Source organism: Paracoccus sediminicola (assembly GCF_027912835.1).
In the GTDB taxonomy this organism is placed as follows: domain Bacteria; phylum Pseudomonadota; class Alphaproteobacteria; order Rhodobacterales; family Rhodobacteraceae; genus Paracoccus; species Paracoccus sediminicola.
In genome coordinates, this window is the sequence record NZ_CP115768.1 from 2,902,956 (window position 1) to 2,928,605 (window position 25,650).

General features: G+C 65.1%; 24 protein-coding genes and 1 tRNA gene. 11 read left to right on the forward strand and 14 right to left on the reverse strand.

Annotation, left to right across the window (positions count from 1 at the left end):
* Nucleotides 1-85: 85 nt before the first annotated feature.
* Complete coding sequence (mtaB, locus tag PAF18_RS14250) at nucleotides 86-1,351, reverse strand: tRNA (N(6)-L-threonylcarbamoyladenosine(37)-C(2))-methylthiotransferase MtaB (protein WP_271116348.1); 1,266 nt, start codon at nucleotides 1,349-1,351, stop codon at nucleotides 86-88.
* On the reverse strand, nucleotides 1,348-2,163 hold the full coding sequence (gene dapF, locus PAF18_RS14255; RefSeq protein WP_271116349.1) for a diaminopimelate epimerase: 816 nt from the start codon (nucleotides 2,161-2,163) through the stop codon (nucleotides 1,348-1,350). The genes mtaB and dapF overlap by 4 nt, the downstream gene beginning before the upstream one ends.
* A gap of 96 nt (nucleotides 2,164-2,259) precedes the next feature.
* On the opposite strand from dapF, the gene PAF18_RS14260 reads away from it, so the two are divergent.
* A tRNA-Lys gene (locus PAF18_RS14260) sits at nucleotides 2,260-2,335 on the forward strand.
* A gap of 194 nt (nucleotides 2,336-2,529) precedes the next feature.
* Here PAF18_RS14260 and PAF18_RS14265 read toward each other — a convergent pair.
* From PAF18_RS14265 to PAF18_RS14295, 7 genes are all read right to left on the reverse strand, one after another.
* Nucleotides 2,530-3,504: a branched-chain amino acid ABC transporter permease gene (locus PAF18_RS14265; RefSeq protein ID WP_434802225.1), complete on the reverse strand. Its 975-nt coding sequence runs from the start codon at nucleotides 3,502-3,504 to the stop codon at nucleotides 2,530-2,532.
* Entirely contained in the window at nucleotides 3,501-4,385 is an 885-nt protein-coding gene (locus tag PAF18_RS14270; RefSeq protein WP_271116351.1) for a branched-chain amino acid ABC transporter permease, read from the reverse strand. Before PAF18_RS14270 ends, PAF18_RS14265 begins: the two co-directional genes overlap by 4 nt.
* On the reverse strand, nucleotides 4,386-5,090 hold the full coding sequence (locus PAF18_RS14275; protein ID WP_271116352.1) for an ABC transporter ATP-binding protein: 705 nt from the start codon (nucleotides 5,088-5,090) through the stop codon (nucleotides 4,386-4,388).
* Nucleotides 5,083-5,844, reverse strand: a complete 762-nt coding sequence (locus PAF18_RS14280; RefSeq protein WP_271116353.1) for an ABC transporter ATP-binding protein — start codon at nucleotides 5,842-5,844, stop codon at nucleotides 5,083-5,085. The genes PAF18_RS14275 and PAF18_RS14280 overlap by 8 nt, the downstream gene beginning before the upstream one ends.
* 64 nt (nucleotides 5,845-5,908) lie before the next feature.
* Nucleotides 5,909-7,096: an ABC transporter substrate-binding protein gene (locus PAF18_RS14285; protein ID WP_271116354.1), complete on the reverse strand. Its 1,188-nt coding sequence runs from the start codon at nucleotides 7,094-7,096 to the stop codon at nucleotides 5,909-5,911.
* 49 nt (nucleotides 7,097-7,145) lie between these two features.
* Nucleotides 7,146-8,741, reverse strand: a complete 1,596-nt coding sequence (locus tag PAF18_RS14290; protein ID WP_271116355.1) for an aldehyde dehydrogenase family protein — start codon at nucleotides 8,739-8,741, stop codon at nucleotides 7,146-7,148.
* Nucleotides 8,738-10,099, reverse strand: coding sequence for an aspartate aminotransferase family protein (locus PAF18_RS14295; RefSeq protein WP_271116356.1), 1,362 nt, complete (start codon nucleotides 10,097-10,099; stop codon nucleotides 8,738-8,740). The genes PAF18_RS14290 and PAF18_RS14295 overlap by 4 nt, the downstream gene beginning before the upstream one ends.
* A gap of 238 nt (nucleotides 10,100-10,337) precedes the next feature.
* Here PAF18_RS14295 and PAF18_RS14300 point away from each other — a divergent pair, with 238 nt between their 5' ends.
* From PAF18_RS14300 to PAF18_RS14310, 3 genes are all read left to right on the forward strand, one after another.
* Entirely contained in the window at nucleotides 10,338-11,123 is a 786-nt protein-coding gene (locus tag PAF18_RS14300) for an IclR family transcriptional regulator (RefSeq protein WP_271116357.1), read from the forward strand.
* A 182-nt stretch (nucleotides 11,124-11,305) separates the two neighbouring features.
* A complete protein-coding gene (locus PAF18_RS14305; RefSeq protein WP_271116358.1) occupies nucleotides 11,306-11,524 on the forward strand; it encodes a hypothetical protein in 219 nt (72 codons plus the stop codon).
* Between the two features lies 1 nt (nucleotide 11,525).
* On the forward strand, nucleotides 11,526-12,545 hold the full coding sequence (locus tag PAF18_RS14310; protein ID WP_271116359.1) for a nucleotidyltransferase family protein: 1,020 nt from the start codon (nucleotides 11,526-11,528) through the stop codon (nucleotides 12,543-12,545).
* A gap of 12 nt (nucleotides 12,546-12,557) precedes the next feature.
* Here the strand turns inward: PAF18_RS14310 and hutC are convergent, their stop codons facing one another.
* On the reverse strand, nucleotides 12,558-13,229 hold the full coding sequence (gene hutC / locus PAF18_RS14315; protein WP_271116360.1) for a histidine utilization transcriptional repressor HutC: 672 nt from the start codon (nucleotides 13,227-13,229) through the stop codon (nucleotides 12,558-12,560).
* Between the two features lie 111 nt (nucleotides 13,230-13,340).
* On the opposite strand from hutC, the gene hutI reads away from it, so the two are divergent.
* The 7 genes from hutI to hutG are packed head-to-tail and all read left to right on the forward strand — an operon-like array spanning nucleotide 13,341 to nucleotide 21,862.
* Nucleotides 13,341-14,543 carry an imidazolonepropionase gene (hutI, locus tag PAF18_RS14320; protein WP_434802226.1) on the forward strand — a complete coding sequence of 401 codons (1,203 nt, stop codon included), beginning with the start codon at nucleotides 13,341-13,343 and terminating at the stop codon, nucleotides 14,541-14,543.
* Nucleotides 14,537-16,075 carry a histidine ammonia-lyase gene (gene hutH / locus PAF18_RS14325; protein ID WP_271116361.1) on the forward strand — a complete coding sequence of 513 codons (1,539 nt, stop codon included), beginning with the start codon at nucleotides 14,537-14,539 and terminating at the stop codon, nucleotides 16,073-16,075. Before hutI ends, hutH begins: the two co-directional genes overlap by 7 nt.
* The gene (gene hutU, locus PAF18_RS14330; protein ID WP_271116362.1) at nucleotides 16,072-17,760 is read left to right on the forward strand and encodes a urocanate hydratase; all 1,689 of its coding nucleotides are present in this window, start codon (nucleotides 16,072-16,074) and stop codon (nucleotides 17,758-17,760) included. The genes hutH and hutU overlap by 4 nt, the downstream gene beginning before the upstream one ends.
* Before the next feature lie 42 nt (nucleotides 17,761-17,802).
* Complete coding sequence (locus PAF18_RS14335; RefSeq protein ID WP_271116363.1) at nucleotides 17,803-18,888, forward strand: TRAP transporter substrate-binding protein; 1,086 nt, start codon at nucleotides 17,803-17,805, stop codon at nucleotides 18,886-18,888.
* On the forward strand, nucleotides 18,885-19,406 hold the full coding sequence (locus PAF18_RS14340) for a TRAP transporter small permease subunit (protein ID WP_271116364.1): 522 nt from the start codon (nucleotides 18,885-18,887) through the stop codon (nucleotides 19,404-19,406). Before PAF18_RS14335 ends, PAF18_RS14340 begins: the two co-directional genes overlap by 4 nt.
* A complete protein-coding gene (locus PAF18_RS14345; RefSeq protein ID WP_271116365.1) occupies nucleotides 19,399-20,943 on the forward strand; it encodes a TRAP transporter large permease in 1,545 nt (514 codons plus the stop codon). Before PAF18_RS14340 ends, PAF18_RS14345 begins: the two co-directional genes overlap by 8 nt.
* Nucleotides 20,936-21,862 (forward strand): formimidoylglutamase, encoded by a 927-nt coding sequence (gene hutG, locus PAF18_RS14350; protein WP_271116366.1) that lies wholly within the window; start codon nucleotides 20,936-20,938, stop codon nucleotides 21,860-21,862. Before PAF18_RS14345 ends, hutG begins: the two co-directional genes overlap by 8 nt.
* Nucleotides 21,863-21,875: 13 nt before the next feature.
* Here the strand turns inward: hutG and nagA are convergent, their stop codons facing one another.
* The 4 genes from nagA to PAF18_RS14370 are packed head-to-tail and all read right to left on the reverse strand — an operon-like array spanning nucleotide 21,876 to nucleotide 25,649.
* Nucleotides 21,876-23,024, reverse strand: a complete 1,149-nt coding sequence (gene nagA, locus PAF18_RS14355) for an N-acetylglucosamine-6-phosphate deacetylase (protein WP_271116367.1) — start codon at nucleotides 23,022-23,024, stop codon at nucleotides 21,876-21,878.
* A complete protein-coding gene (locus tag PAF18_RS14360) occupies nucleotides 23,021-24,046 on the reverse strand; it encodes an SIS domain-containing protein (RefSeq protein ID WP_271116368.1) in 1,026 nt (341 codons plus the stop codon). The genes nagA and PAF18_RS14360 overlap by 4 nt, the downstream gene beginning before the upstream one ends.
* The gene (locus PAF18_RS14365; protein ID WP_271116369.1) at nucleotides 24,043-24,813 is read right to left on the reverse strand and encodes a GntR family transcriptional regulator; all 771 of its coding nucleotides are present in this window, start codon (nucleotides 24,811-24,813) and stop codon (nucleotides 24,043-24,045) included. The genes PAF18_RS14360 and PAF18_RS14365 overlap by 4 nt, the downstream gene beginning before the upstream one ends.
* Entirely contained in the window at nucleotides 24,810-25,649 is an 840-nt protein-coding gene (locus PAF18_RS14370; RefSeq protein ID WP_271116370.1) for a glucosamine kinase nucleotide-binding domain-containing protein, read from the reverse strand. The genes PAF18_RS14365 and PAF18_RS14370 overlap by 4 nt, the downstream gene beginning before the upstream one ends.
* Nucleotide 25,650 lies beyond the last annotated feature (1 nt).

A 25,650-nucleotide genomic window follows, 5' to 3' on the forward strand; every position in this document is an offset into this window, starting at 1 on the left:
CGCCGCGCTTGCGCAGTCGGGCCGCCGGGCAAGGACGCGCCGGTCGCTGACTGGATTGACGGGCCGCGTCCCGCCGCGCGGTTGGCTAGACCCGAAGCCGCGCCCCGTCATGTCCGCTGATGGTCACGTCTATCATCGTGCCTTCGGGCATGTCGCGGTCGAAGGCGACTTCGGTGAACTGCTCGGTCCGCCCGGTGCGGGGGCCTTCGGTCAGGATGCGGTGGCGGCGGCCTTGCTGGGCGTCGAGATGGGTGCGCAGGGCCACGTCCCCCGCGGCGCGCAGGCGGGCGGCGCGGTCGTTGATCGCCTTGCCGTTCACTGCCGGCATTCGCGCGGCGGGGGTGCCTTGCCGGGCCGAGTAGGGGAAGACATGCAGGAAGGTCAGGCCGCAATCCGTGACCAGCTTCAGCGAGTTTTGGAACATCGCCTCGGTCTCGGTCGGGAAGCCCGCGATGATGTCGGCGCCAAAGACGATCTCGGGGCGCAGGCGGCGGGCATCTTCGCAGAAGCGGATGGCGTCGTCGCGCAGATGGCGGCGCTTCATGCGCTTGAGGATCATGTCGTCCCCGGCCTGAAGCGACAAATGCAGATGCGGCATCAGCCGCCGCTCGGTGGCGATGGCCTGCATGAGGTTCTCATCCGCCTCGATGCTGTCGATCGAGCTGATCCGCAGCCGGGGCAGGTCCGGCACCAGCTTGAGGACCCGCATCACCAGATCGCCCAGACGCGGCGTGCCGGGAAGATCGGCCCCCCATGAGGTCAGATCGACCCCGGTCAGCACCACCTCGTTGAAGCCGCGATCCCGCAGGCGCTTGATCTGGTCGACAACGACACCGGCGGGCACGGACCGCGAGTTGCCACGACCATAGGGGATGATGCAGAAGGTGCAGCGATGGTCGCAGCCATTCTGCACCTGCACATAGGCGCGGTGCCGGCCGAATCCGTCGATCAGATGGCCGGCGGTTTCCTCGACCGACATGATGTCGTCGACGATCACGCGCTCGGTCTGGCCGATCAGGTCGGGGGTGAGGCTGGCCCAGGTCTCGGGCTGCATCTTTTCGGTATTTCCGACGACGCGGGTGACCTCGGGCATGGCGGCGAAGGTCTCGGGCTCGGTCTGCGCTGCGCAACCGGTGACGATGACCGGCGCGCCGGGATTGTCGCGGGCCAGCCGGCGGATGTCCTGCCGCGCCTTACGGACGGCCTCGGCGGTGACCGCGCAGGTGTTCACGATCACCGCGCCTTTCAGCCCCGCGGCTTCAGCCATTTCCCGCATCGCCTCGGATTCATAGGCGTTCAGGCGGCAGCCATGGGTCGAAAACACCGCTTTTGTCAGCTCGGGCGCGCTCATCCCCGCCAGACCCCGTCAAAGACATACGCGGTCGGGCCGGTCATCCAGACACCGTCATCGCGCCAGTCGATCTGCAACGTGCCGCCCGGCACATGCACCGTGACCTCGCGCCCGGTCAGCCCGCGCCGCGCCGCCGCCACCGCCGCCGCGCAGGAGCAGGACCCCGAGGCCAGAGTCGGTCCGGTGCCGCGTTCCCAGATGCGCAGTCTGATCTCGCTGTCCGAGATCACCTGCACAATCTCGACATTGGTCCGCTCGGGATAAAGCGCGTGATGTTCATATTCGGGACCGAAACGGCCCAGATCGATCGAATCGGCATCCTCGACGAAGAAGGTCAGATGCGGGTTGCCCATGCCGGTCGCCGCCGCGTCGCCGTCGATGGGCAGATGGTCGATATCCACCTCGCGGGCGAGGGGGATCTGCCGCCAGTCGAGCACGGGCGGGCCCATATTCACGCGGGTGAGCCCGTCGACTGCATCCTCGGCCACCAGCACGGCATGATCGGTCCGCAGGCGTAGTGATGCCGCGCCGGAGCCCTCCATCAGAAACCGTGCGATGCAGCGCGTCGCGTTTCCGCAAGCCGCCGAGCGCGACCCATCGGCGTTGAAGAAGACCAGCCGCGCATCGCTGTCGGCATCGGTTTCGATGGTGGCAAGCTGGTCGAACCCCACGCCGCGATGCCGGTCGGCCATGGCGGCGATGGTCGCAGCACCCGGCGCCCCGATCCCGTGACGGAGATCGATGACGACGAAATCATTGCCGAGCCCATGCATCTTCATGAAGGGCAGGCCAGAGGTGCGGGCGTGTTCCATTCCCGCGATATAGTGCGGGCGGAAACTTTTCGCCAGATGCGTGTTTTTGAGGTTGACGCCACCGGGAGGCAAAACTAGGAAAGCGCCCTGTGACGTGGGCCGTTAGCTCAGTTGGTAGAGCAACTGACTTTTAATCAGTGGGTCGCAGGTTCGAATCCTGCACGGCTCACCACTTCTCATAAACGACTGTCGGACATGTTGGCCGGTTGCGGCAGTTTCTGTCCGTCGAAGCAATGTCTCTGGTGCGGCGAGCGTAATTTCGCCGCCGTCTTGCACAGTGCCGACGTCCTTCCCACGATCTGAGCTAAATTACTTTGCTGTCACTGACCCTCTGGCTCTCGTACCAGTGCAGCCCCGCAACATTTTTCAGCGGCGACGGTTCAGCAGTTTCTGGATGACCCCGACGATGCCTTCGCGGAACAACAGCACGCTGACCACGAAGATCGCGCCCTGAATGATCGTGACCCAGGCGCCGATGCTGGCGAAGTAATTCTGCATCAGCACGATGGCCGCGCCGCCGACAAGCGGGCCGAAGACCGATCCCATGCCGCCGATCAGCGTCATCAGCACCACCTCGCCCGACATGGCCCAATGCACATCGGTCAGCGATGCAAGCTGAAAGACCAGTGACTTGGTCGCCCCGGCCAGACCGGAAATCGCCGCGGACAGGACGAACACCGCCAGCTTGTAGCGCGCCACCGGATAGCCGAGCGACAGGGCACGAGGTTCATTCTCGCGGATCGATTTGACGATATTGCCGAAGGGCGAATGCACGATCCTCCAGATCAGGAACAGCCCGCCGAGGCAGATGATGCTGACCAGCACGTAAAGCCGCTCATCGCTGGAGATGTCGATCAGCCCGAGCGCGGGGCGGCGCGGGATCGCCTGGATACCGTCCTCGCCCCCGGTGAAGGCCAGTTGCAGCGCGGCGAAATAGACCATTTGGGCGAAGGCGAGGGTGATCATCGCGAAATAGATTCCCTGCCGCCGGATGGCGAGGCTGCCGATCACCAGCCCCAGCAGCGCCGATACCGCTGTCCCGGCCAGGATCGACAGGATCGGGTCCAGCCCCCATTCCTTCGTGACATGGCCGCATATATAGGCGGCGGTGCCGAAAAACGCCGCATGTCCGAAAGAGAGCAGCCCGCCAAAGCCGAGCAGCAGATTGAAGGCACAGGCGAACAGCCCGAAGCACATCATCTTCATCAGCAGAACGGGATAGACGAAGAACGGGCCGACCACCGCGAGCACGGTCAGCGCGCCAAGCCACAGCAGCGCGCCACGCTCGGCCCGGTGCTCATCGGTGCGGATCGGTTTATCCAGAGCCTTGTCCGCCATCATGTCGCCTTTCCGAACAGTCCCGCAGGCTTGACCAGAAGCACGATCGCCATGACCACGAAGATCACGATCGAGGCGCCCTGCGGATAAATCACCTTGGTCAGCCCCTCGATGATGCCCAGCCCGAAGCCGGTGGCGATCGAGCCGAGGATCGAGCCCATCCCGCCGATCACCACAACAGCGAAGACGACGATGATGAGATCCGCGCCCATATTCGGGTTCACCGAATAGATCGGTGCAGCCAGCACCCCGGCAAAGGCGGCAAGTGCCACCCCGGCGCCATAGGTCAGCGTCACAGTCATGGGCACATTGATGCCGAAGGCGCCGACCAGTTCCGGGTTCTCGGTAGCGGCGCGCAGATAGGTGCCGAGCTTGGTCTTCTCGATCACCAGCCAGACCGCGAGGCACATCACCACCGAGGCCAGGATCACGAAGGCGCGGTATTTCGGCAGGAACATGAAGCCCAGATTATAGCCGCCCGAAAGCGCCTCGGGCGTCGGGTAGGGCAGGCCCGAGATGCCGTATCCCTGCCGCACCAGCCCCTGAAAGATCAGGGCGAGACCGAAAGTCAGCAGCAGCCCGTAAAGGTGATCCAGCTTGGCCAGCGGCGCGAGCATGGTTCTTTCGATCACCACGCCTGACGCGCCGATGATCAGCGGCACCAGCACCAGCGCCGGCCAGAAGCCAATGCCCAGATTCTGCGCCAGCCACCACGCGGCGAAGGCGCCCAGCATATATTGTGCGCCATGGGCGAAATTGATGATGTTCAGCAGACCGAAGATGACCGCGAGGCCGAGCGACAGCACCGCATAGAAGGCCCCGTTGATCAGACCCAGCAGCAACTGGCCCATCCACACCTGCAAGGGAATGTCCCAGAAACCCATCTAAACCCCCAGATAGCGTTTGAGATCGTCGGTCCGGGCGTCGACCTCTGCGCCCGCGATCTCATCCACGACGAGACCCTGATCGACGATATAGTGACGGTCGGCAACGGTCGCGGCGAAGCGGAAATTCTGTTCCACCAGCACGATGGTGAACCCGCGTGTCTTCAGTGCCTCGATGGTGCGCCGGATATGCTGGATGATGACCGGGGCCAGACCCTCGGTCGGTTCGTCCAGTAACAAGAGCCGCGCGCCGCTGCGCAGGATGCGCGCAATGGCCAGCATCTGCTGTTCGCCGCCCGACAGCTTTGTCCCCTGGCTGTTCAGACGTTCGAGCAGGTTCGGGAACAATTCGAAGATCTCGTCCTCACTCAGCCCGCCATCGGCGATGCGCGGCGGAAGGTTCAGGTTCTCGCGCACGGAAAGCGAGGCGAAGATGCCGCGCTCTTCGGGGCAGATGGCGATGCCGTGCCGAGCGATATGGCGCGGCTCCAGCCCGATCAATTCGCGCCCGTCCATGGTGACGGAGCCCTCGCGCTTGCTCATCAGCCCCATGATTGCCCGCAGCGTGGTGGTCTTGCCCGCGCCGTTGCGGCCCAGCAGGCTGACCACCTCTCCGGCGGAGACATCGAAGGCGATGCCATGCAGGACATGGCTTTCGCCATACCAGGCGTGCAGATCGCTTACTTTCAGCAAGGGTTCAGTCATGGCCGGCCCCGATATAGGCGTCGATCACGTCGGGATTGTTCGAGACCTCGGCGTAATCGCCTTCGGCCAGAACCGCCCCGCGCGCCAGCACGGTGATGCGGTCCGACAGGGTTTCGACGACAGAGAGATTATGCTCGACCAGCAGGATCGTGCGGTCGCGGGCGATTTCGCGAATGAGTTCGGTGATCCGGGCGACATCCTCGCGGCCCATCCCTGCCATCGGCTCGTCCAGCAACAGCAGCCGGGGATCGAGCGCCACCGTCGTGGCCAGCTCGAGCGCGCGCTTGCGGCCATAGGATAGCGCAGCGGCCTTTTCATCGGCGAACTCTGCCAGGCCGACACGGGACAGCAATTCGCGCGCCTCGTCATCGAAGCGGTGCAGACGCTTTTCGCTGCGCCAGAAGTCGAAATTATGTCCGCGCCGCCGTTGCAGGGCAATGCGCACATTCTGAGCGGCGGTCATCTCGGGGAAGACCGCGGAAATCTGGAAGCTGCGCACCATGTCCTTGCGCGCGATGCGATCCGCGGTCCACGAGGTCACGTCCTGCCCGTCGAACATGATGGTTCCGGCAGTCGGCTGAAGAAACTTTGTGAGCAGGTTGAAACAGGTGGTCTTGCCAGCGCCGTTCGGCCCGATCATCGCATGGATCGAGCCGCGGCGCACATTCAGATCGACGCCATCCACGGCCCGGAAGCCGCGGAACTCCTTCGTCAGGTCGCGGGCGACCAGTATGTCGTCATTGGTGCTTGTCATCTGCCATCCGTCGCAGGTGAGGAACGCGGTCCCCGGCCGAAGCGACCGGCCGGGGATGCGGGACTTATTGCCCGAGCTGCGGGCAGGTGCTTTCCTCGATCGGCAGGAACACTTCGTCACCCGGAATGGTGCGCAGGATCTCATAATAGTCCCACGGGCCCTCGACCTGATCGGGGGACTTCACGCGCGCCAGGTACATGTCATAGACCATGCGACCATCTTCGCGCAGCGTGCCGTTCTGCGTCAGCACGTCCTCGACCGGCATGCTGCGCGCTGCCTCCATCACGGCTTCGGGTTCCAGCGAGCCCGCCGCTTCAACGGCTTTCAGGAAATGCAGCACCGAGGAATAGACCCCGACCTGCGCCATGGTCGGCTTGCGTCCGATCTCTTCCTCGAAGCGGGCGGCCCATTCGCGGCTCGCATCGTCGCGATCCCAGTAATAGCCGGTGGTCAGGATCATGCCTTGGGCCTTTTCGGGGGTGATCGCATGCACATCGGTGATGAACATCAGCAGACCGGCCAGCGACTGGCCGGCCGAGGTGATGCCGAACTCGGCCGCCTGGTTCACTGCATTGTTCATGTCGCCGCCTGCCGATGCGAGGCCGATCACCTTCGCGCCGGAAGCCTGCGCCTGAAGCAGGTAGGACGAGAAGTCATTTGTGCCGAGCGGGTGACGGATATTGCCCAGAACCTCGCCGCCCTTATCGGTGACGACGGCGGTGGTGTTTTCCTCAAGGCTCTGGCCGAAGGCGTAATCGGCTGTCAGGAAATACCACGTGTCCAGCCCCTCATCGACCGCGGCGGCCCCGGTCCCCACAGCAAGCGCGCGTGTGTCATAGGTCCAGTGCATCCCCGTGGGCGAGCAGGCCTCGCCGGTCAGCGCGGTCGAGCCGCCGGTCGAGACGGCGGTGAACTTGCCGCGTTCTTTCGCAAGTTCCTGCACGGCCAGAGCGGCGGCGGAGTTGCCGAGCCCGAAAATCGCATCGACGCTTTCATTGTCGAGCCATTCCCGCGCCAGCGACGAGGCGACATCGGCCTTGTTCTGGTGATCGGCCGAGACAAGCTCGATCGGCTCGCCCAGAAGATCCTTGCCGAAATCCTCGACCGCCATCTGCGCGGCATAGACAGAGCCTTCGCCCGACAGGTCGGCATAGATGCCCGACATGTCTTCGAGCACGCCGATCTTGACCGGCTCTGCCGTGGCGGCAGCGGCGGCGAATGTCAACGCAGTGCCGCAGAGCAGTGTTTTCATCGTGTTTTTCATTGGTCTTCTCCTCCCTAGGAAATGCGCCGGGTGATGCTTAGCCAGCCGGTCGCATGATCGTGTGACTCTGTTCTCGCATAAATTGCGGCAAATACCATGCCCCAAGTCCGCCTTTCGAACCGGTCCCCGAACCTTTCCAGCCGCAGAAGGTCTGGGTGCCAGGCCAGGCGCCGGTCGTCGCCCCGCTGGGACGGTTCGCATAAAGCGCCCCGGCGGCGGCGCGGTTCAGGAACAGGTCCAGCTCGGACTGGTCGCCGGTATAGATCCCTGCCGTCAGCCCGAATTGCACCGCATTGCCGCGAGTGATCGCTTCGGCCAGATCGCTGAACCGGCGCACGGTCAGAAACGGCGCAAACAGCTCTTCGCGATGCAGCCAGTGATCGTCCGGCAGGCCGGTGACGAGCGCCGGGCTGACATAGCAACCGTGATCGTAGATCCCGCCGCTGAGCCGTTCGCCGCCATGCACCGTCGCACCCGCCGCCTTTGCCTCTTGAACTGCATTCAGGAAGCGGTCCAGCGACGTGTCATTGATGAGCGGACCCATGAACACGTCGCGTTCCGCCGGATCGCCTATCTTAACGGCATTCGCGGCGTCTCGCAGCCGGGCGACGGCATCGTCGTGTATATCGTCGTGCAGAAACGCGACCGAGCAGGCCGAGCATTTCTGACCCTGTAACCCATAGGCCGAGCGCACCAGCCCCGACACAGCGTCGTCGAGCGTCGCGGAGCCGGTAACATAGCACGGGTTCTTGCCGCCCATCTCGGCCAGAACCGGGCGCGCGTGTTGTCCGCCTGCGCCGACCTCTCGCAGCAGCTCCATCCCCACCCGATGCGAGCCGGTGAAGGCGATGCCGTCCAGATCGGGATGGCCAGCGATGGCGCGGCCGGTTTCCTCGCCGCCGCAAACCAGGTTGAAAACCCCCGCGGGCACGCCTGCATCGCGATAGATCTCTGCCAGCAGGCGCCCGGTCAGCGCGGCGTCGGGGCTGGGTTTATAGACCACCGCATTCCCCGCAAGCAGCGCCGCCGAGGTCATTCCCACCGAGAGCGCGACGGGGAAGTTGAAAGGTGCGATGACGCCGAACACGCCGAAGGGGCGCATCTTGTCGAATGTCTCCTCGCCCGGATTGACGCGGTCGAGATCCACGTCGAAGCCCTGCGCCTCTTCCATGAACCCGGCATAGGTGCGGATGATGTCGACCGTTTCCTCGATCTCGCCGATTGCCTCCATCCGAGATTTTCCGACCTCGAACAGGCAAGCTGCCGAAACCTCGTATTTACGATCCTCCAGCACATCCGCAGCCTTGCGCAGCACCGCCACCCGATGCGCCCAGCCAGATGCAGCCCACTCTGGCTGGGCGCGCCTTGCCGCGGCGAATGCGCGGTTCACGGCATCCGCATCGGCGGCAACGAATCGACCGAGGGTCAGGCGGCGATCGATCGGGCTCTGTGCCGTCATCTCAGCGCCCGCGCGGTCATCCTGCCCGTCGATCAGGTTGGGTTGATCCTGGCCCAGCATAGTCTCGCGGACCCGAGGCAGCACCCCGTCGAAATGGTCATGCACCCCAGAGAAATCCTCGCGGATATTGGAATAGGTCACACGCGGCAGATCGCGCGGGTTCTCGGCATTCATGAGCTCACCTCGAATTTTGTTTCGTGGAGGACCGGTTTCAGCGCTGCGTCAAGCGCGCGGGCGAAACGGTCCACGATCTCGGCAATGTCGGCACTGGTGCAGATGAAAGGCGGCGCCAGCAGGATGTGGTCGCCGGCCACGCCATCGGCCGTGCCGCTGCCCGGATAGACACAGAGGCCGGTCTGCATCGCGGCCGACTTGATTCGCGATGCAAGACGCAGATCCGGCGAAAACGGGGTCTTGCTGTCGCGATCCGCCACAAGCTCGATCCCGCGCAGAAGGCCGCGCCCGCGCAGATCGCCGACATGAGGATGCGCGCCGAGCCGGGCAGCAAGCGCTTCGGCCAGTTCGTCCCCGAGTTCGCGCACCCGAGCCAGCATGTCTTCGTTTGAGATTTCCGCGGTCGCTGCCAGAGCCGCGGCGCAGGCAACCGGGTGGGCGCTATAGGTATGACCATTGCGAATCGCACCGCCATCCCGCGCCAGCGCGTCGCGCATCTGACCCGAGACCAGCACCGCGCCGATGGGCTGGACGCCGGCGGCAAGCCCCTTAGCCATGGTGCACAGATCCGGAGTTACCCCTTCGGCCTCGAAGGCGAAGAAATGCCCGGTGCGCCCGGCACCGCACATCACCTCGTCGAGGATCAGCGTGATGCCGTGTTGATCGCAGAGCGTACGCAGCCCGCGCAGATAGCCCGGCACCGGCGTTGCCGCCCCAATCGTGGCCCCGCTCACGGTTTCGGCGATGACGGCGAGAACCGTGTCGCCGCCCATTTCGGCAATCTCGGCCGCTAGCTCGGAGATGAGGCGCGCCCCATAGTCCTCCGCTGTCTCGTCGGGACGACGGTGGCGATATTCATAGCATGGCGCGGTGAAATGCGCCTCGGTCAAAAGCGGCGCGAAGCCCTGGCGGCGCGCAAGATGCCCGCTGACGCCAAGCGCGCCGAGCGTGTTGCCGTGATAGCTCTGCCGCCGCGCGATGATCCGACGGCGCGATTCCTCGCCGCGCTGAAGCGCCGCCTGCCGGGCCAGCTTCAGCGCGGCCTCGACCGCTTCAGAGCCGTCATTCACGAAATAGACCGAGGCAAAGGCGCCGTCGCTCAACTCGACCAGCCGTGCGGCCAGATCCTGTGCAGGGGCGGAGGTGAAGAATCCGGTATGTGCGTAGTCCAGCGTCATGAGCTGCGAGGTGACGGCTTCGATCAGCGCCGGATGGGCATGGCCAAGCGCGCTCACCGCCGCGCCAGATGACGCATCGAGATAGCGATTCCCGGCCTCGTCGACGATCCAGCAACCCGATGCCGCCGCGGCACGCGGCGGCGTGCTGCCAACGATGCGGTGAAGAACGGGGTCGGACATGGTCAGCCTCTGTCAGGGGTCGAGGCGCAAGCTAGCAGCCGCGCCGCGGAACGAAAGATGGCACCTGTCCGAAAATCGGACAGCCTCTCTGCCGCCGGTTTGCGCGACCTTCCCCGCTGCATCCGGTGGTTGCCGGGCGTTGCGGCGCTGGCAGGCGCTGCGATAGGATCTCTTCGCATCCCCAACCCTCGTGAGGAAACCCGTGGCTGCGTCGAGACCCGCTCCAGATAGATCGCGCGTGGCCCCGCGTGACGACGTTTCCAGCACTTCCGGTCAACGCGGTCAGGGGGATTCCCTCGGCTCGCCGCTCGGGCGTTATGTGGCGATTCTCGAAGCGTTGTCGGCCAGCTCGGTTGGGCTGACGCGCAAGGATATCGAGCTGATACTGGGTATCCCGCGCACGACGACGCTGCGGCTGCTCGATAATCTGATCGCCGAGGGGATGGTGCGCGAATCGAACCGCACCGGCACCTATGTGCCCGGCGCGCGGATGGTCAGGATTCTCGGCACCGACCGCACCTGGCTGGAGCGTGATGTCCGCCCGGTGCTGCGGGCGCTCTCGGTCGAAACCGGGGCGACGGTGTTTCTGGCCCGTCTTATCGGGGATCGGGTCAAGGCGGTGCTGCGGGAAACCGCGCCGCAGGCCGAGGTGACGTTGGCCTCGCCCGGCTATAATTTTCCCGCTGATACCACCGCGACAGGACGTATCATGCTGGCCCATAGCAGCCCGGCGATGCGGCGACGCATCTATGCGGCGCTTGGCAAGCACGGGCAGGAACGCGCCGCCGTCGCGATGTTCCACGAGATCGTCGCGCAGGGCTATGCACGGGAAACCGGCGAACATATCCCCGGCCGCTCGAGCCTGGCCGTCCCGGTCGCGGCCGATTCCGCCTGGCCGATCGAGTTTGCGCTTGGGCTGACCGTGCCCCATGCCACGATCACCGCGCACGAGACCGATTTCCTCCTCGGTCCGCTGCGCAAGGCGGCGGCTCGGATCTGCGTCGGGATGCCGCGACGGGGGTGAGGGGTTTCGCGCGCAGTCGTGAAACCCTGACATTTGCCAGCTATTTCAGCGGAGGCGACGGCAATGATGCACCGCGCGAGGGGTGAGGGCATATCCGTGTCTCTGTTCCCGACATCGAGGCCGCCTGCGCCTTCCTCGAAAACGCCTGCCCGACTTTCCAGAAAAATCTGGGAGAGGGCGTCATGAAACAGATCGCCATTACCAACGACCCGGCTGGATACTGGATCGAAGTTGTTCTAACCGTCCCCGATGCCAGAGTTGATGCGGGCCTATCGCAACATCGATTGGGCCCGCCGAAGCCAGTCCTTGGCAATATGTGCATCGAAAATAAATTTGATGCACATGCTTGCGCACTGGATGTGTGTGCATCAATATATAATTTGATGCACATCGGGGACTGATTTGAATATTATCGCTCACAGCCGACCCGCCGTGGTGGCTTATCAGGATCTGTTGCGCCTTCACTTGGATGAGCGCGCGGCGGCGCTGACCGGGACCGTCGAATCCCGCGCCCGTAATGGGCGTGTCTATCTATATGAGCGTTTCCGGCTCGGGACCGAGATGAAAAGCAGATATATCGGCGAGGACACGCCGGAACTGCGGGCGCGGCTGGACCGCGCTCAGATCCTGCGCGACGAAAACGACGCGCGGCGCAAGCGCATGACCCGGCTGGTGCGTACGCTGCGCGCCGAGGGCTTCATCAGTCAGGACCGCGAGACCGGCTCGATGCTGCTGGCTTTCGCCCGCGCCGGCGTGTTCAGGCTGGGCGGCACTCTGGTCGGGACTTCGGCCTATGGGTTGTATCAGGGCGAACTCGGCGTGCGGATGGATTACGAGGAACTCGCCCAGACCGGCGATGTCGATCTGGCCAGCTTCGAGCGGCTCTCGGTGGCGTTGCAGGACCGCGTCGAAGAAGATCCGGGCACGATGCTCTCGGCGCTGCGCTTCGACCCGGTGCCGGGGATACATGACCGGCAGGTCTGGCGGTGGCGGCAGAGCAGCTCGGAAGCGATGGTGGAGTTCCTGACCCCCGCTTTCGGAGATGAGACGGTGAAGCCGTTGCCCGCGCTTGGGGTGAGCGCGCAGGCCCTGAACTATCTGAATTTTCTGATCGCCGATCCGATCCATGCGGTGGCGCTTTATCGCTCTGGCGTGCTGGTGCAGATCCCCCGACCCGAACGCTATGCCATCCACAAGCTGATCGTGGCTGACCGGCGTCGCGACGGACCCGATCAGCTGAAATCGCGAAAGGACCGGGCGCAGGCGGCGTTTTTGATCGGGGTGCTGGCCGAGGACCGCCCCGACGAGTTGGCCGAGGCCTATGAGGACGCGCTGTCTCGCGGCCCGAGATGGCGGGCGCGGATCGAAGCCACGCTCGACCGGATGCCGGAGGCTGCGGATCGGCTGGCGATGCTAGGATGAGACGCGGCCATATCAGCCATGGGTGGTGATCGAATAAAGCGCCGCGGGATGTGACATCCGCACCATGGTGAGCGCCTTGCCGTTCAGGAAGGTGCGTCGCTCAAGCACGAAGACCGGCGCGCCCTCGGGCAGTTGAAGATGCTGTGCCACCTCGTCCTGCGCCCCGTCGGCCCGCAGCGTGGTTTCGACATCCGTCGCGGGAATATGCCTGACCAGCCATTCATTCGGACTCTCGCGGGTGAAATCCACGTCGATGCTCTCCGGCAGGGCATCGAGGCTGATGCGGCGCTGTTCGATCTGGAACGGCTGCGCGTTGGCCAGATGCAGGCAGTCGATATGCAGCACCCCGGCCGGCCCGCCGAAATCGGCGCTTGCGGGACGCATATCGCGTGCCAGCAGGCGGTAGGAATAGCGATCGCCACGCGCCTCGATGCCCAATCGGACAATGGGAATGGTCATCCGCGACGCATGACCCTGCCGCGCCGCGACCCGCGTGCCGGCGCGCTTGCGGCGTAGGATCAGCCCCTGATCGGACAGCGCATCCATCGCGCGCCGGATCGTGCCGCGCGCCACGCCGAATTCCTGCGCCAGCTGAGGCTCGGTCGGCAGCTCATGCCCGACCGGCCAGTCGCCATCGTTGATCCGGCGCAACATTTCGTCGCGTATTGCAGCAAATCTCGTCATCTGTCCTCTGCCATTGCAACCGTCGCCGGCGGGATTGGTTGCGGCGCGCCGCAAAATAAGATTGAACATAACCTAAATATGTATGAACATAAAGGCTGGGAGGAGGAGCCAATGATTCGTCGAGTGCTGGAAAATGGCCGCGTGGCCTCAATGCAGCCCGGGGCCGAGGGCTATGCGCCACGCCCGGCCCGGCTTCTGATCGAGGGAGAGGTGATCGCTGATTGTCTTGCGCCCGATGAGGATCTTCCCGATGGCTTCCGCGACGCTCCGGCCGAGGATCTTGGCGGGCGGCTGGTGACACCGGCGCTGATCGATTGCCACACCCATCTCGTTTATGGGGGCAGCCGCGCCGAGGAATTCGAGATGCGGCTGAACGGTGCCAGCTATGAGGAGGTGGCGCGGGCCGGGGGCGGAATAGTCTCAACGGTGGAGGCCACCCGCGCGGCGTCCGAAGATGTGCTGCTGGCAGGGGCGCTGCGCCGCGCCGACCGGCTGATTGCCGAAGGCGTTACCACAATTGAAATCAAGTCGGGCTACGGGCTGGACCGTGACACCGAGCTGCGAATGCTCCGCGTTGCCCGGCGCGTGGCACGGGAACGCGCGGTCGATGTGGTGACCAGCTTCCTCGGCGCTCATGCCATCCCGAAAGGGCAGGACGCGGATCGTTATATCGACGAGATCTGCATTCCGGCACTGCGTGACGCGGCCGCCGAAGGTCTGGTCGATGCGGTGGACGGGTTCTGCGAGAATATCGCGTTCACCCCGCCCCAGATCGCCCGTGTCTTCGACGCCGCCGCCGTGCTAGGCCTGCCGGTCAAGCTCCATGCCGAGCAACTCTCCGATCTTGGCGGCGCGGTGCTGGTGGCGGAACGTGGCGGGCTGTCGGCGGATCATCTGGAGTATCTCGGGGCGGAAGGCATTGCCGCCATGGCCGATGCCGGGACCGTCGCCGTCATGCTGCCCGGCGCGTTCTACACGCTGCGCGAGACGCAGCTGCCGCCGGTCGAAGCGCTTCGCAACGCGGGCGTCCGCATGGCGGTTGCAACCGATTCCAATCCGGGTTCTGCGCCGATGAGCTCGTTGCTGCTGGCGATGAATATGTCGGCGACGCTCTTCCGCATGACGCCCGAAGAAACGCTGCGCGGTGCCACCGCCAATGCGGCCGCCGCGCTTGGATTGAACGACCGGGGGCGCATCGCCAAGGGGCTGCGCGCCGATCTGGCCATCTGGGATGCAGAGACGCCGGCCGAGCTTACCTATCGCATCGGCGACGCGCCGCTTTACACGCGTTACTATAAAGGAACCCCATGCTGACCCTCACTCCCGGCGCGGTGCGTCTGATCGAGCTGGAAAAGATCTGGGCGCAGGCCGCCCCGGCGCGGCTGGAACCGTCCGCGCTTGATGCGGTGCGCCGCGCGGCGGAACGCGTGCAGCAGGCGGCGATGGGCGATCAGCCGGTCTATGGCGTCAATACCGGCTTCGGCAAGCTGGCCTCGATCCGCATTCCGGCGGAAGATACGACAACGCTTCAGCGCAACCTGATCCTGTCCCACGCCGCCGGTGTCGGTGAGCCGAGCCCGCCTGAAATCGTGCGGTTGATGATGGCGCTGAAGCTGATCTCGTTGGGGCGCGGGGCATCAGGCGTGCGGCCTGAGATTATCACGCTACTGGAAGCGATGCTAAAGTTGGATGTCATGCCGGTCGTGCCCGCCCAGGGCTCGGTCGGCGCGTCGGGGGATCTCGCGCCGCTGGCGCATATGGCTGCGGTGATGATCGGCGAGGCCGAGGCTGAGGTCGGCGGCCGGTGTCTGCCCGGCGCCGAGGCGCTGCGCTCGGTCGGGCTGGAGCCGGTCGAGCTTGGCCCGAAAGAGGGGCTGGCGCTGATCAATGGCACGCAGTTCTCGACGGCCAATGCGCTTGCGGGCCTGTTCATGGCGTGGCAGGCCGCGCAGGGTGCGCTGCTGACCTCGTGCATGTCGATCGATGCGGCGATGGCTTCCACCGCGCCGCTTGCCACCGAGATCCACATGCTGCGCGGTCATCCCGGCCAGATCGAGGCGGCGGCGGTGATGCGCGCGCTTTTGGACGGCTCGGAAATCCGTGAAAGCCATCGGCAGGACGATCCGCGCGTGCAGGACCCCTATTGCATGCGCTGCCAGCCGCAGGTCACCGGCGCGGCGATGGATCTGCTGCGGCAGGCAGCGGTGACGCTGACGCGCGAGGCGAATGCCGCCACCGACAACCCGCTGGTGCTGATCGCCGAAGATCGCATCGTCTCGGGCGGCAATTTCCACGCCGAGCCGGTGGCCTTCGCCGCCGATATGATCGCGCTGGCAATGGCCGAGATCGGCGCCATCTCGCAGCGCCGGATCGCGCTTCTGGTCGATCCGAGCCTGTCCTTCGATCTGCCGCCTTTCCTCGCCGCCGATCCGGGGCTGAATTCCGGCCTGATGATTGCCGAAGTGACCTCGGCGGCGCTGATGAGCGAGAACAAGCATCTCGCCAATCCGTGCAGCACCGATTCCACCCCGACCTCCGCCAATCAGGAGGATCATGTCAGCATGGCCGCCCATGGCGCGCGACGGCTTCTGCGCATGGGCGACAATCTGTTCCGCATTCTCGGGATCGAGGCCTTTGCCGGTGCAGAGGGCATACGCCACCGCGCGCCGCTTCAGCCGAGCCCCGCCGTCGCCGCCGCGATCGCGCGGCTGCGGGACCAGATCGCGCCGCTGACCGAAGACCGCTTCATCGCCCCCGATCTCGACCGCGCCTCGGCGCTGATCGCGGGCGGCGCGCTGACCGAGGCGACGCGCATCGCCTTCCCTGAACTGGAGAACAACGCATGATCGACCGCCGCAAGAACACCCGCGAAGTCCGCCCGACCACCGGCACAGATCTGACCGCGAAATCCTGGCTGACCGAAGCGCCGCTGCGGATGCTGATGAACAACCTGCATCCCGACGTGGCCGAGAACCCCGCCGAGCTCGTTGTCTATGGCGGCATCGGCCGGGCGGCCCGGACATGGGAGGATTTCGATCTCATCGTGGACAGCCTGCGCCGGCTTGAGGAGGATCAGACCTTGCTGGTGCAATCCGGCAAGCCGGTCGGCGTCTTCCGCACACACAAGGATGCGCCGCGCGTGCTGATCGCAAACTCCAACCTGGTGCCGCATTGGGCGACATGGGACCATTTCAACGAGCTCGATAAGAAAGGGCTCGCCATGTATGGGCAGATGACCGCCGGGTCGTGGATCTATATCGGCTCTCAGGGAATCGTGCAGGGCACCTATGAAACCTTCGTCGAAGCCGGGCGTCAGCATTACGGCGGCGACCTGACCGGCAAATGGATCCTGACCGCCGGTCTGGGCGGCATGGGCGGCGCGCAGCCTCTGGCCGCGGTGATGGCCGGGGCCTGCTGCCTGGCCGTCGAATGCGACGAAACGCGGGCGGATTTCCGGTTGCGCACGCGCTATGTCGATGAAAAGATCCATGACCTCGACGAGGCGCTTGCGCTGATCCAGCGATGGACCGAGGCGGGCGAAGCGAAGTCAGTCGCACTGATCGGCAATGCGGCCGAGATCTATCCCGAACTTGTCCGCCGCATGAAGGCAGGCGGTCCGCGCCCCGATATCGTGACCGATCAGACCTCGGCCCATGATCCGGTGCATGGCTATCTGCCCCTCGGCTGGAGCGTGGCGGAGTGGCGCGCCAAGCAGGAAAGCGATCCCAAGTCGGTTGAGAAGGCCGCACGTGACAGCATGAAGACCCATGTTGCGGCAATGGTCGATTTCTGGAATGCCGATGTGCCGACGCTGGATTATGGCAACAATATCCGACAGGTCGCGCAGGAAGAAGGGCTGGAGAACGCCTTTGCCTTCCCCGGATTTGTTCCCGCCTATATCCGCCCGCTTTTCTGCCGAGGCATTGGTCCGTTCCGCTGGGCGGCGCTGTCCGGCGATCCCGAGGATATCTATAAGACCGATGCCAAGGTGAAAGAGCTCATCGACGATCCGCATCTGCATAACTGGCTGGACATGGCGCGCGAGCGGATCAGCTTTCAGGGCCTGCCCGCGCGGATCTGCTGGGTCGGGCTGGGGCTGCGCCACAAGCTGGGCCTCGCTTTCAACGAAATGGTCCGCAACGGCGAATTGTCGGCACCCATCGTGATCGGGCGCGACCATCTGGACAGCGGCTCGGTCGCCAGTCCAAACCGCGAGACCGAGGCGATGGCAGATGGCAGCGACGCGGTCAGCGACTGGCCGCTGCTGAATGCGTTGCTGAATACGGCGTCGGGGGCGACCTGGGTCAGCCTGCATCACGGCGGCGGGGTCGGGATGGGCTTCTCGCAGCATTCCGGCATGGTGATCTGCTGCGACGGCACCGAGGATGCCGATCGCCGCATCGCCAATGTGCTGTGGAACGACCCGGCGACCGGCGTGATGCGCCATGCCGATGCGGGTTACGACATCGCAATTGATTGTGCGAAAGAAAACGGGCTTGATTTGCCGGGCATACTTGGCCGCCAGAGCTGAGACCGGCGATACGGGCAGATTGTCACCAAGGGAGGACGACCCATGAAGAGAAGAAATTTCCTGACCACTGCCGGGATCGGCGCCGCCGCCTCGGCCCTCGCTGCGCCGGCCCTCGCGCAGGATGTGCTGCAATGGAAAATGGTCACCAGCTGGCCGAAGAACCTGCCTGGCCCGGGCGTGGCCGCGCAGAAGCTGGCTGACCGCATCACTCTGCTGTCAGGTGGACGGATCGAGGTCCAGCTTTTCGCCGCCGGAGAGTTGGTGCCCGGCAATGGCGTGTTCGACGCGGTGTCGCAGGGCACCGCCGATCTGTATCACTCGGTTCCCAGCTACTGGGGCAGCAAATCCAAGGCGATCCTTTTGTTTTGCAGCCAGCCTTTCGGCCTGACCGCGATGGAGCAGGTCGGCTGGATGGCCTATGGCGGGGGGCAAGAGCTTTATGACGAGGTCTATGCCGGTTTCGGTCTGAAGCCCTTCCTCTGCGGCAATTCCGGTCCGCAATGGGCGGGCTGGTTCCGCGAACCGATCAGCTCGCCAGAGGATCTGAAGGGGCTGCGCTTCCGCTCGACGGGGCTGGCCTCCGAGATGTGCACAAAGCTGGGCATGTCGGTGCAGGCGCTCTCTGGCGGAGAGATGTTCCAGGCGCTGCAATCCGGCGCGCTCGATGCGGGCGAGTTCATCGGGCCGTGGACCGATGCTGCGGTGGGCTATCAGCAGATCGCCAAGAACTACTATTGGCCCGGTATCGGCGAGCCCGGCTCGGCCGAGGAATGCGCGGTCAATCTGGAAAGCTGGGAGGGGCTGCCGGACGATTTGAAGGCCGCCGTGCGCGCCGCCTGCGAGAGCTTGTATAACGAGGTGCTGACCGAATACCTGACCAACCACGCCCGCGCGCTGGAAAAGCTTGTGGCCGAGGACGGGGTGCAGGTGCAACGCCTGCCGGACAGCGTGCTGGAGGCGATGGCGACGGCGGCGGACGAGGTCTTTCAAGAGCTGCTCGCCGGTGACGACACGACGAAGCGCGTCACCGAAAGCTTCATGGCCTATCGTGACCTGATTGCAGGCTATCAGATCCGCTCCGAGGGCGGTGCGATCAATGCACGTGCCACGGCCATGGGCATCGAATGATGAAGGCAGCGGACCGTCTGGACGCGATCAATCGCGTCGTCGGCCAGACGGTCCGCTGGCTGGCGCTGCTTCTGCTCGCGGTGCAGTTTGCCATCGTGCTGCTGCGCTATGTCTTTGGCATTGGCGCGATCTGGGCCGATGAGATCGTGCTGTATACGCACGCCAGCCTGTTCATGCTCGCGTCGGGCTATACGCTGCTGATGGATCGGCATGTGCGAGTGGATATCTTCTATGCGAAGTGGTCCCCGAGGGGCCGGGCGCTTCTCGATCTTGCAGGTCATATGTTGCTGCTGATGCCGACGCTGGCGGTAATCGCGTGGTGGAGCTTTCCTGCGATCCGCAATTCATGGGCGATCCGGGAAGGGGCGATCTCGGTCGGCGGGTTGCCATTTTCGTATCTGCTGAAATCGCTGACGCTCGCCTTCTGTCTGCTGCTGGCGATCCAGGGGCTGGCGCTGATCCTGCGCGATCTGGCGCGGCTGACCGTCCAACGCGATGAAAGGCAGGGAAATGCTTGATCTGTGGATGATCGCGGCGCTGATCGTCGGGATCGTGCTTGGCTATCCGGTCGCCTTTACCATCTCGGGGATTGCGGTGCTGTTCGCCGGGATCGGCTGGCTGACCGGCGGCTTCGATGCCGGGCTGTTCGGCGCGATCGGGCAGCGCTTCTTCGGCGTGATGACCAATCGCACGCTGATCGCCATCCCGCTTTTCGTGATGATGGGCGTGATCCTGCAACGTTCTGGCATCGCTGAAAGACTGCTGGAGACAATGGCGCGGATGTTCGGACATCGCCGCGGCGGGCTTGGGATCTCGGTCGTGCTGGTGGGGGCATTGCTGGCCGCCTCGACCGGCATCGTGGGTGCGACGGTGATAGCGATGGGGATGATCGCGCTGCCGACGATGATCCGCAACGGCTATGATGTGCCGCTGGCCTGCGGCACGGTCTGCACGGCGGGCACGCTTGGCCAGATCATACCGCCCTCCACGCTGCTGATCATCCTGTCGGACGTGATGTCTTCGGCCTATCAGCAGGCGCAATATGCGCAGGGCAAGTTCTCGATCCAGACCATCTCGGTCGGCCAGACCTTCGCGGCGGCGATGCTTCCGGGTCTGGCTATCGTCGGGATCTATCTGCTGTATCTGGTGATCCGCGCCTGGCTTCGGCCGCAAGACATGACTCCGGTGATGGATGAAACCGGACGCCCCTCGGCGGCCGAGATCATGGCAGCGGTGGTGCCGCCCATCGCCCTGATCGTCGCGGTTCTGGGCGCGATCCTGGGTGGCATCGCCACGCCGACCGAGGCAGGCGCCGTGGGGGCGGCGGGCGCGCTGCTGTTGGCGGCGCGTCATGCCGGCATGCCCGGCTGGCAATTCTGGGCGGGGTTTCTCGCGCTGCTGGCGCTGGCGATCGCGGCAGGGGTGGCCCCGGTGAGGATGCAGCGCAATGATCTGACCGAGACGCAGCAATTGCTGGGTATGGTCTATGCTGTGCTGGCACTGGTCTCGATGCTGGTGCTGGCACTCGGGGCGTGGCGCATCCGTCTTGGCGGAATGCTCAGCGCCGTGGTCACCGAGACCGCCACCGTCAGCGCAATGATCTTTGCCACGATCCTCATGGCCGGGATGTTCTCGCTGGTGTTCATCGGGCTTGGCGGAGAGGAGCGGCTCGCCGATCTGCTGGAGTCGATGCCGGGCGGGCCGACCGGCGCGCTGCTATTCACCATGGGGCTGATCTTTCTGCTCGGGTTCTTCCTCGATTTCGTTGAGATTTCGGTCATACTTCTTCCGCTCGTCGTGCCGATGCTGATCACCATGGGACATGATCCGATCTGGCTGGCCGTGCTGATCGCGATCAATCTTCAGACCAGCTTCCTCACGCCGCCTTTCGGGTTTTCTCTGTTCTACCTGCGCGGGGCAGCGCCGCCGGAAGTCTCCACCGGGCAGATCTATCGCGGTGTGGTGCCTTATCTGGCTTTGCAGGCGGCGGCGGTTGCGGTGGTCTGGCTGCTGCCGGTGATCGCGACCTGGCTTCCCGGGTGGCTTTATGGCTGAGCACCGACCCCCTGTCGAATGGACCGGCCGCAGCGACCCCGAGGATGGGCCGCAGGCGCTGCGGATGCATCATCTGGAAGGCAAAGAGGGGGCGGCGGTCGCGCTTCTGGGCTTTGCCTGCGACGAGGGTGTGCGCCGCAACAAGGGCCGACCCGGCGCCGCCGAGGCACCTGCTGCTCTGCGCAAGGCCATGGCCGGGCTGGCGGCTCCTCCGGCATGGGGCGGTTTCACCGATCTTGGTGATATTGCGGTGCCGGGCCAGGGGCTGGACCAGGGGCAGGAGCGGATGGCGGCAGAGATTTACTCGGCGCTTGCCACGCATGGGCGCGCGGTGGTGCTCGGCGGAGGGCACGAGACCGCCTTCGCCAGCTGGCAGGGACTGCGCCGCGCGAGGCCGGGCCGGATCGGCATCGTGAATATCGACGCGCATCTGGACATTCGGAAGACCGGGGCGGAGGGGCCGTCCTCCGGCACGCCATTCGCGCAGATCCGCGACGAAGATCCGGACGGGTTCGACTATCTCGTGCTCGGGGTCGCGGCCGAGGCCAACACGGCGGCGCTGACCGAGCGGGCGCAGGGCTGGGGCGTGACCATGATCGCGGATTCGGCGCTGCAACTTGGGCCGGAGGCAGCGGAGCGTGCGATTGCCGACCTCGCTTCGAGGGTCGATCACATCTACCTGACGCTGGATCTCGACGTGTTGCCGCAGGCCACCATGCCCGCCGTCAGCGCGCCCGCAGGCCGTGGAGTGCCTTTCGCGGTGGTTGAGCGTCTGATCGACGCCGTGTTCGCCGCCGCACCCGACATCGCGGTGGCCGATATGGTAGAGTTCAATCCCTCGCTCGACCCCGCCGGGCTGGCCGCGCGCAGTGCCGCGCTTCTCGGACGGCGGCTGCTGCTTGGGCCAGAGGCGGTGTGATCCCGAACTGCCGTCAGGCCGGATTGGCCGCGCGCCAGCCACCATCGCGCCATGTTGCGCTCAGCCGGTAATCGTCATCGAGAAGGCTCAGGGACACGGGGCGGCCCGGCGCGATGGAGCCGAGGCGATCCTCGACCCCGACCGCGCGGGCGGGAATGGATGTGGCCATGGCCAGCGCACGTTCGGGCGCGACGCCCAGCCGGGTCACCAGCGTCGAAATTGCCGCATCCATGCGCAGATCCGCCCCGGCCAGCGTGCCGTCGGGCAGCGTCAGCCGCCCCGCCTCACGCCGGATGACTCGTCCGTTCAGAGTCATTTCGCGCGCCTGTGTCCCGGCAAAGGCCATGCAGTCCGTCACCAGAAAGATACCGTCTTGCCGCGCGCCAAGAGCCGTGCGCATCGCCGCAGGGTGCACGTGAATACCGTCAGCGATCAGCCCGGCAAATGGCGCATCCCCGGCCAGCACCGCCCCGGCGAGACCCGGCGCGCGGTGGCCGAGCTGGCTCATCGCGTTGAACAGATGCGTGGCGCAGCGCGCCCCGGCGGCATAGGCGGCGCAGGCGGTTTCGTAATCGCAATCGCTGTGGCCGATACTGACCACCGCTCCGGCCTTTGCCAGCGTGCTTATCTGATCTGGCGTCACCGATTCCGGTGCCAGCGTTACCATCAGCACGGGCAAGGCCCGCGCCGCTTCGCAAAGCCGCGCAAGATCGTCCTCGCCCATCGTCCGGATCAGTCGCGGGTGATGCGCGCCCTTGCGCCGTGGATCGAGATGAGGCCCCTCCAGATGCAGCCCGAGGAAGCCCGGCACCCGAGTTGTCGCCGCCTCGATCCCGGACGCGATCACGCGCGCGGTGGTCTCGGGCGTGTCGGTGATGAGCGTCGGCAGCACCGCAGCGCAACCGAGGTCTCGATGGATTTCACAGATTTGCGTCAGAGCCGCGAGATCGGTCTCTGCCCCGACCATCAAACCGCCGCCGCCATTGATCTGAAGATCAAGGAACCCCGGCGAGATCAGCCCTTCGCAGATCACATCCGGCGTTCCGGCATCCGCCGCTGGAAGCAATGCCTCGATCCGGTCATCCGACAGGACGAGGGCATGGTCCCGCAAGATGCGTGTCCCGTCGAAGATCCGAGGGGCAGAGATGGTCAGCCGTGTCATACAGTCTCCGTGACCTTGCGCAGATGAGGAGGCGTGTCCGGATCGAAGCCGCGCCGCCGGGCCAGCCCTTCGACGCAAGCGTAGAAATTCGCAATATTAACCAGCGGAGCCACCATCGGATGCAGCCCGCCGACCGTTGGCAGCCTGGTGGTGCCCTTGGCGTCGGCGCCGGTCAGGAACACATCCGCGCCCTGTTCGGCAAGCTTTTCGACGGTAGCCACGACATGCGGCAAGGCGGCGTCCTCGACGCCGAGCGCCAGCACCGGAAAATTCGCCTGCACGATCGCCGAAGGGCCGTGCAGCACCTCGGCCGAGCTATAGGCTTCGGCATGAGTGCCCGAGGTTTCCTTCAGCTTCAGCGCCGCCTCGCCCGCGATGGCATTTCCGGGACCGCGCCCGAGCACATAGGCCGAATTCGCGCTGGCCAGCCGGTCGGACAGGGGCGACCAGTCCTTGCCGGCGGCTTCGGCAAAAGCATCGGGCAGTCCGGCGACCGCTGCGCAAAGATCCTTGTCCTGCGTCCATTCCGCCAGAAGCGCCAGCCCGGCCACGACCGAATTCACGAAGGTCTTCGTGGCTGCCACGCTTTTTTCCTCGCCCGCATTCAGCGCCAGACAATGCGCCGCTGTCTCTGCCATCGGGCTGTCGGCATTGTTGGTGACAGCGATGGAGAGCGCGCCGCCATCCCGGGCCGAGCGGATCATGTCGACGATGTCAGGGCTGCGGCCCGATTGCGAGATGCCGATACAGGCCGCGCGCGACAGTTTCAGCGGGCGCTTGTAGATCGAGGCGATGGACGGCCCTACCGAAGCCACCGGCACGCCCGTCTGCAGCTCGATCGCATATTTCATATAGGCGGCGGCGTGGTCTGACGATCCGCGGGCAACGGTAATGATTACGCCCGGATCGGTGTCGCGCAGCGCAGCGGCGGAGGCGGCGACGCTATCGCGCGAGCGGTCGAGAAACCGGGCGACGGATTGCGGGATTTCGGCCACCTCTCTGGCCATATGTGTCTGGGTCATTTGGCGGTCCTTTCAGGCTCTGGCGCCAGTTTCAACTCGACGGCGAAGTCATAGGCGTCGCCGCGATAGATCGAGCGGGTGAATTCGACGACTTGCCCCGAACTCAGATAAGAGACGCGCTCGATCCGCAGCCCTGCCACGCCCGGCGACACGCCGAGCAGCTCGGCATCCTTCCCCGAGATATTCGTGGCCGAGATGCGTTGCACAGCGCGCACCGGTCGTTTTCCGCGCGACTCGAGCACGGCGTAAAGACTTGTCTCTACGGTATTCGGGTCCGCAAGGATCGCCGCGGACAGCGAGGCGCGTTCGATGGCCAGCGGTACGCTGTCCGAGCTGCGCACACGCTCCAACCGCGCAACGCGATCATCGGTCCCGAGCCCGAGCGCCATCACCTCTTCCGGGGTTGGCGCGTGAAGCCCGCGCGCAATCCAGTGGCTTTCCACCTGCATGCCGCGCCTTGCCATGTCTTCGGTGAAAGATGTCAGCAGCGACAGCGCCTGTTCCAGACGCTCGACCTTCGGCGCGACAAACGTGCCCGAGCCGCGTTTCTGGATCAGCTGACCCGAGGTGACGAGCGCCTCGACCCCTTTACGGACGGTGACGCGAGAAAGCCCGGTGAGCGATGCCATCTCGCGTTCGGGCGGCAGGTTGTCGCCGGGCTTCAGATCGCCCGAGGCAATCGCGTCGGCGATTCGTTTCTGCAATTGCAGATAAAGCGGACCGCCACCGCTCTCCGAGAAATCCGCGGGGCTGAAAAGTCTGTTCATGTCTGCTCACCCAGCTCGCGGGCCATGCTGAGCGCGCCGTCGACACCGTTTCCAAGCGGGGCGCGGATGGGCCAGCGTTCGCCGATGCGGGCCGCATAGCTTTGTCCCAGCCCGCCGATAAAGACCACCGGCAGCCGGCCGCCATCCTGAAGCGTTTCCAGCGATGCCGCGACCTGCGCGGTGGCCTCGTCGAAGATCTGCCGGGCGGCTGGGTCGTCCGAGCGGGCAATGCGAGGCGCGAGCCGACCGAAATCCGCCGGGCTGGCGTGATTGCCGAAGCTGATGATGCCTTCGATCCCGCCATATTCGCCAAGGATCTCTTGCAGCAGCGGGGTCATCGGCGAAAACCCGTCCGCCGCGCGCAGGGCCTGCGACAGGAGCGTGCGGCCCAGAACCGCGCCGCCGGCTTCGTCGCCCAGCAGGAAACCACGACCGCCAAGCTGTGTGATCCGGCCTTTGCGCTGGACTGCATAGACCGACCCGGTGCCAAGTGCCGCAAGTATCCCGTCATCCGGTCCAAGCGCACCCCGTGCGGCGGTGATCGCGTCATTGACGATCTGGCTGCGCGCGAAGGGCAAAAGCGCCTGCAACCCGCGAATTGCATCCGGCATCGTGCCGCCGGCGAGGCCGAGCGTGGCGACGATATTCTCGGGGCGCGCGCCGCTGTTACCGATGGCCTCACGGGTCGCGGTAAGAATATTGTCCGCGGCTGTCTCGACATTCGTGTTGATATTGGCCGGACCGCCCGCGCCGCGCCCGATCACGCGGCCCTGCGCATCGGCCAAAGCCGCGCGACAGCCGGTTCCGCCCCCGTCGATTCCCAGAAAATGAGCCATA

Bases quoted from the DNA above. Each gene is read 5' to 3' on its own strand.
- hutI (WP_434802226.1), top strand. From the start codon at position 13,341: ATGATTCGTCGAGTGCTGGAAAATGGCCGCGTGGCCTCAATGCAGCCC.
- mtaB (WP_271116348.1), bottom strand. From the start codon at position 1,351: ATGAGCGCGCCCGAGCTGACAAAAGCGGTGTTTTCGACCCATGGCTGC.
- PAF18_RS14265 (WP_434802225.1), bottom strand. From the start codon at position 3,504: ATGATGGCGGACAAGGCTCTGGATAAACCGATCCGCACCGATGAGCAC.
- PAF18_RS14280 (WP_271116353.1), bottom strand. From the start codon at position 5,844: ATGACAAGCACCAATGACGACATACTGGTCGCCCGCGACCTGACGAAG.
- hutC (WP_271116360.1), bottom strand. From the start codon at position 13,229: ATGACGAGATTTGCTGCAATACGCGACGAAATGTTGCGCCGGATCAAC.
- PAF18_RS14290 (WP_271116355.1), bottom strand. From the start codon at position 8,741: ATGAATGCCGAGAACCCGCGCGATCTGCCGCGTGTGACCTATTCCAAT.
- PAF18_RS14365 (WP_271116369.1), bottom strand. From the start codon at position 24,813: ATGAACAGACTTTTCAGCCCCGCGGATTTCTCGGAGAGCGGTGGCGGT.
- PAF18_RS14360 (WP_271116368.1), bottom strand. From the start codon at position 24,046: ATGACCCAGACACATATGGCCAGAGAGGTGGCCGAAATCCCGCAATCC.
- PAF18_RS14275 (WP_271116352.1), bottom strand. From the start codon at position 5,090: ATGACTGAACCCTTGCTGAAAGTAAGCGATCTGCACGCCTGGTATGGC.
- hutU (WP_271116362.1), top strand. From the start codon at position 16,072: ATGATCGACCGCCGCAAGAACACCCGCGAAGTCCGCCCGACCACCGGC.
- PAF18_RS14340 (WP_271116364.1), top strand. From the start codon at position 18,885: ATGATGAAGGCAGCGGACCGTCTGGACGCGATCAATCGCGTCGTCGGC.
- hutH (WP_271116361.1), top strand. From the start codon at position 14,537: ATGCTGACCCTCACTCCCGGCGCGGTGCGTCTGATCGAGCTGGAAAAG.
- nagA (WP_271116367.1), bottom strand. From the start codon at position 23,024: ATGACACGGCTGACCATCTCTGCCCCTCGGATCTTCGACGGGACACGC.
- PAF18_RS14345 (WP_271116365.1), top strand. From the start codon at position 19,399: ATGCTTGATCTGTGGATGATCGCGGCGCTGATCGTCGGGATCGTGCTT.
- hutG (WP_271116366.1), top strand. From the start codon at position 20,936: ATGGCTGAGCACCGACCCCCTGTCGAATGGACCGGCCGCAGCGACCCC.
- PAF18_RS14295 (WP_271116356.1), bottom strand. From the start codon at position 10,099: ATGTCCGACCCCGTTCTTCACCGCATCGTTGGCAGCACGCCGCCGCGT.
- PAF18_RS14335 (WP_271116363.1), top strand. From the start codon at position 17,803: ATGAAGAGAAGAAATTTCCTGACCACTGCCGGGATCGGCGCCGCCGCC.
- PAF18_RS14305 (WP_271116358.1), top strand. From the start codon at position 11,306: ATGAAACAGATCGCCATTACCAACGACCCGGCTGGATACTGGATCGAA.
- dapF (WP_271116349.1), bottom strand. From the start codon at position 2,163: ATGGAACACGCCCGCACCTCTGGCCTGCCCTTCATGAAGATGCATGGG.
- PAF18_RS14370 (WP_271116370.1), bottom strand. From the start codon at position 25,649: ATGGCTCATTTTCTGGGAATCGACGGGGGCGGAACCGGCTGTCGCGCG.
- PAF18_RS14285 (WP_271116354.1), bottom strand. From the start codon at position 7,096: ATGAAAACACTGCTCTGCGGCACTGCGTTGACATTCGCCGCCGCTGCC.
- PAF18_RS14270 (WP_271116351.1), bottom strand. From the start codon at position 4,385: ATGGGTTTCTGGGACATTCCCTTGCAGGTGTGGATGGGCCAGTTGCTG.